This window comes from Streptomyces sp. NPDC059909 (assembly GCF_042730885.1).
Lineage (GTDB): Bacteria > Actinomycetota > Actinomycetes > Streptomycetales > Streptomycetaceae > Streptomyces.
Genome location: NZ_JBHWKX010000012.1, coordinates 1 through 4,640 on the forward strand (window position 1 = coordinate 1; position 4,640 = coordinate 4,640).

3 protein-coding genes and 1 pseudogene are annotated in these 4,640 nt (G+C 72.6%); 3 read left to right on the plus strand and 1 reads right to left on the minus strand.

Annotation, left to right across the window (positions count from 1 at the left end; translation table 11 throughout):
• Window positions 1-198: 198 nt before the first annotated feature.
• A pseudogene (tnpA, locus tag ACFV9O_RS11080) lies at window positions 199-396 on the minus strand (IS200/IS605 family transposase); the annotation flags it as partial.
• 32 nt (window positions 397-428) lie between these two features.
• On the opposite strand from tnpA, the gene ACFV9O_RS11085 reads away from it, so the two are divergent.
• The 3 genes from ACFV9O_RS11085 to ACFV9O_RS11095 all read left to right on the plus strand — a co-directional run bounded on the left by ACFV9O_RS11085 (window position 429) and on the right by ACFV9O_RS11095 (window position 4,541).
• Window positions 429-800 (plus strand): zinc ribbon domain-containing protein, encoded by a 372-nt coding sequence (locus tag ACFV9O_RS11085; RefSeq protein ID WP_385415697.1) that lies wholly within the window; start codon window positions 429-431, stop codon window positions 798-800.
• 100 nt (window positions 801-900) lie between these two features.
• Window positions 901-2,943 carry a tetratricopeptide repeat protein gene (locus ACFV9O_RS11090; protein ID WP_385415350.1) on the plus strand — a complete coding sequence of 681 codons (2,043 nt, stop codon included), beginning with the start codon at window positions 901-903 and terminating at the stop codon, window positions 2,941-2,943.
• A gap of 158 nt (window positions 2,944-3,101) precedes the next feature.
• Window positions 3,102-4,541 carry a hypothetical protein gene (locus ACFV9O_RS11095; protein ID WP_385415353.1) on the plus strand — a complete coding sequence of 480 codons (1,440 nt, stop codon included), beginning with the start codon at window positions 3,102-3,104 and terminating at the stop codon, window positions 4,539-4,541.
• The last annotated feature ends 99 nt before the right edge of the window (window positions 4,542-4,640 follow it).

The following is a 4,640-nucleotide window of genomic DNA, read 5'->3' on the forward strand; positions in this document are numbered from 1 at the left end:
AGATCCTCAAATCCCTCGCCGACTACCTCACCAAGGTCACTCCGCCAGCCACCGAAAACTAGCAAAAGATTTAGTAACGCAATTTCGGGCGCAGGACACTAGCGAGGGAGTGCCGGGCTTCAGCCCGGTAGGGATTCGCTTCTCGATCCTGCTCTGACTCGCACGTGAGCATGGGTCCGCAGTGTTGACCTCTGCCATCTACAGCGGGTGGTTCTGGTTCTCGATGTACCGGCGGACTAGCGCCATCGGTGCCCCGCCCACGGACCCGGCGAAGTAGGAGCCGGACCACAGCTTGTTGGCTCGCCAGTAGTGCTGGACGAGGTCGGGGAACTCCGTCCGCATCCGGCGGGAGGAGACGCCCTTGAGGGAGTTGACAAGTTTGGAGACGGCGACCTTGCGTGCACGACGCGGGCTGGGCACAGTTTGTGATGTTCTGCGAGTACAAGGCGACACGGCGCGGACGGAAATTCGTGAAGGTCGCCCGCGACTTCCCCAGCTCCCAGATATGTTCCGACTGCGGCTTCCGCGACGGCCCCAAACCGTTGCACATCCGAGAGTGGACTTGCGACAACTGCAACACCCGGCACGACCGCGACTGGAACGCCGGACGCAACATCAAGTACGAAGGCCGCCGCATGCTTGCGGCGACAGCACCATCCACCCCCGGACCGGGGGCCCGACGGCCGGTAACGGCGACGGTAAACGCCTGCGGAGCGCACGTAAGACCAGGCAACAGCCCGGCAGCGCGCACAACCCCCACCCTGGTGGGGAGGAAGCAGGAACCCACCCGAAGCGGGTGATCCCCCACTCAGGGCGACCACCCGCAGGCGGAGAATCCTCGCCCTTCAGGGCGATCGGAGGAGGTCAAAATAGGCGCACAGGTACGGAGGTCGGGGGACTGTGCAACTGCTCGTGGTCACCTTCGCCTTCGCCGTCATCCTCGTCATCGCGACAGCCGTCGCAATGGCACGCCGGTTACATGCCCGCGCACCCGACCCCGTTCCGGCCCCAACGGCCGCCCCCGCCACGCCCGACACGCCTCCGGTGGCCGAACTGCCCGCCCTCATCCCCGACTTCGTCGGCCGGGCGGACGACCTCGCCGCGCTGCTCCGCCTCGTCCACGCAGGCCACCGCGCCATCGCCGTCACCGGCGCTCACGGCCTCGGCAAGTCCGCGCTCACCGTCCGCCTCGCACACGAGCTGCGGCCCCTCTACCCCGACGGCAGGCTGTACGCCGACCTCGGTGCGGGCCGCGGTGACGTCCTGGCGCGCCTCCTCGGCGCCCTGGGCACGCCCGAGGAGGAACGGACGGGCGAGGCCGGCGCCCTCGCCGCCCGATTCCGCAGCCGCACCGCGGGCCGCCGCATCCTCCTGGTCCTGGACGCCGCCACCGACGCGCCCCAGGTCCGCCCCCTGCTCCTGGAGGGCGACGGCTGCCTCACCCTGATCACCAGCCGCAACGCGCTGACCGGCCTCCCCGAGGCAACCCCCTTCCCCCTCGCGCCTCTCACCGAATCCGATGCGCTCGGGCTGTGCCCGCCCACCGGCCCGTACCCGGCCCACGACGTCGGCGCACTCGACCTCGTCAACGTCTGCGGCCGACTGCCCCTCGCGATCCGCATGGCCGCCGCGGCAGGGGGCCACCCCGCCAAGGTGGCCGACCGCATCGCCGCCGAACGCGCCCGCCTCGACTCCCTCCACATCGCCGACGTGGCCGCCCGCGCCGCCTTCGAGGCCGCCTACGCCGCGCTGGCGAACGCCGACCGTCACCTGCTCCGCACCCTCGGCGCGTATCCCGGTGCCCGCCCGACCGCCCGCATCGCCGCAGCGGCGGCAGGCTGGGAGCAACAGGACGCCCACGAGGGCCTGGAGCGCCTCATGGCCGCCCAACTCGTGCAGCCCGCCGAGGCCCCCGGCGCGTACCGCCTCCACGACCTGATCCACCGGTTCGCCGCCGAGCGCCTCGAACACGACATGGGACCCGCCGGGTGCCGAGCTGCCCTGGAACGGCTCCTCGCCGCCGACCCGGCCGATCCCACCGCTGTCCCCCGTCTCGTACGCGCCGGAGTACGGGAGGGCCTCCACGGCGCCGCGTACCGCCTGGCGGCCACGGCGGACAGCCGGCTGCGGGACGAGGCCGGTCAGCTCCCGCGCATCGCCATGTGGTCGGCCGTCCTCGACGCCGCCCGCCGCGCGGGCGAGCACGACTGGGCCGCGCACGCCCTTCGCAGCCTGGGCGACGCCTACCGGCGCGAGGGCCGGTACGACCAGGCCGTGGACCATCTGCGCATGTCCATCGCCGTCCAGCAGCGAGCGGGCGCCCGCGCCGACCAGATAGAGACCCGCAGGCTCCTCGGCGACGCCCTGCACCGGGCGGGCCGCTACGACGAGGCGCTGCGCGAGTTCCGCACGGCCCTGGACGGTTGCCGCGCCCTGCGCGGACCGACGGGCGAGGCGGACATCCTCCGCGGCCTCGGCGCCCTCCACCTCGACCGCCGCCGCCCCGACGAGGCGATCGCCTGCCTCGAAGCGGCCGTCCCCCTCACGGGCTGCCCCGACATCCGCCGCATCCTGGGCTCGGCGTACGTCCAGACCGGCAACCTCACCGCCGCCGAGCGATGCCTGCGCTCAGCCCTCGCGGCGTACCGGCACCTGGGTCGCGCGGTGGGGGAGGGCTGGACCCTGCGCGAGCTCGGCCATCTGGAAGAGCGGCGATGGGCGTTCGGGCCGGGCGCCGACCACCACCGTGCCGCGCTGGCCGCCTTCGACCGCATCGGCTACGGCACGGGCGTCGCCGCGGCCGCGGAGGCCATCGGCGACAACCTCCTCGCCCAGGGCGACGAGGCGGGCGCCGACGCGGAGTACCGCCGCGCAGCGGCCGTCCATGGCGGGCTGGGCGACCACGTCCGTGAGGCCGAGGTGCGCCGCAAGCTCAGCATGTGATCAAGGGCTCAACTATCCCTGTTCATACGGCCGTTGAGGGTGGGGCCGAGCGTGAACGATCCCTGTGCGCATGGCATGATTCCCCCGCTGTTACTTCCGAGTAAGTACGGGTGACAGCAGCCACCCCCCTCATCATTCATTCGCCGGAGGACACCCCCGTGCGTCATTCCACCAGGAGACTCCTGGTCCCCGCGCTGACCACGCTCGCGCTCGTCGCGAGCGGATGCTCGGCCGGCCCCGACAGCACCAACCGCCCCGCCGCCGGGCCCACTCCCGCCGCAGCCGCAGCCGCAGCCGCGGCAACGGCGGGCGACGCGAGCGAGCAACTCGACGTCGAAGCGGCCCCGGACGGTGCACCCACCCCGACGGCCGTGGCCCGCCAGGCCGCCAATGGCAGCAGCGGCGCGCAGAGGAGCACGCTGAAGGTCGCTTCCTACGACAAGCGCACCCGACACGCAGTCATATCCGACCCGCGCAGGAGCGAGAGCCCGTCGGCCGCCCCCACCACCGCCCCGTCGGCGGTGGCCGAGGCCCCGGTCAGAACCGGCGACGTCATCGCCAGTGCCCCCGCTCCGGGCGCGCCCGACGGTCTGCTCGCCCAGGTCACCGAGGTCGTCGGCACCACCGACCAGGGCACCGAGGTCCGCACCGAGCCCGCCACCCTCAGCGCCCTCCTCGGCGACGACAAGGCCGATGGCCAGGTCCCCGTCGACCCATCGACCATGGACGTCGAGCCCCTCGTCAAGGGCGTGAAGCTCTCCTGGGCCAGGACCGGCGGCGCCACCTTCGGCCCCAACGGAGCGAAGGTCCCCCTCGGCAGCCTGCGCCTCGACGTCGGCGCCTCCCTGGCCACCGCCGAGGACGCGTCCGTCTCCGCCGCCGCGTCCGTCTCCGGCTTCGTCCAGCTCGCCCCGCAGGTGGAGTTCTCCTACGACGGCAGCGCCAACGGCCAGTCGGGCCGCCCCGCGCCCGGCTCCGCATTCCTCGGCATGACAGGCGACTGGACCGCCCAGTGGGCCCTCAAGGGCCGCGCCTCCGCGAAGGCCACCCAGCGCATCCCCTTCGCCAGGCTCCACGCCGACCCGGTGATCCAGGTCGGCCCCGTGCCCGTCGTCGTCAACCTCGACCTGACCTGCTACCTCCAGGTCGAGGCCGACGGCCGCATCACCCTCGACGTCCAGCAGAGCGTCAACGGCGGCTTCCGCGTCGGCGGCAGCTACGCCCCGGGCAAGGGCTGGACCCCGGTCAGCACCTCCGAGGTGAAGAGCACCCCGGTGACCACCACCGTCACCGCCGCAGGCCGGGCGAAGACGTCCCTCGGCGCCGAGGCGTCCGTCGGCCTCTACGGAACGGTCGGCCTCACCGCCGACTTCGCCCCGTACCTGCGCGCCGAGGCCGAGGCCCGCGCCGACGCATCCACGGACGGCACGGCGTCACTGACCGGTACATGGGCGCTGCACGGCGGCTTCGACCTGAGCGGAAACCTGCTGCTCCAGCTGTCGATCTTCGGCACGCCGATCCTCCAGCACCGCATCCCGCTGGGCAGCCTCCACCGCGAATGGCCGCTGGCGAGCGGCAAGGGCGCGCTGACGGCCTGACGGCCCGGCGCACACCGGTCCCGGGGGGGGGGGGGGGGGGGGGGGCGGGGGGGGGTTCTGGCTTGTTCACAGGATTCCCAAAAAAAAGAAAGGTGGGGC

What these genes read in the sequence shown, in the direction of transcription:
- ACFV9O_RS11085 (WP_385415697.1), top strand. Translation starts at nt 429, where the DNA reads ATGTTCTGCGAGTACAAGGCGACACGGCGCGGACGGAAATTCGTGAAG.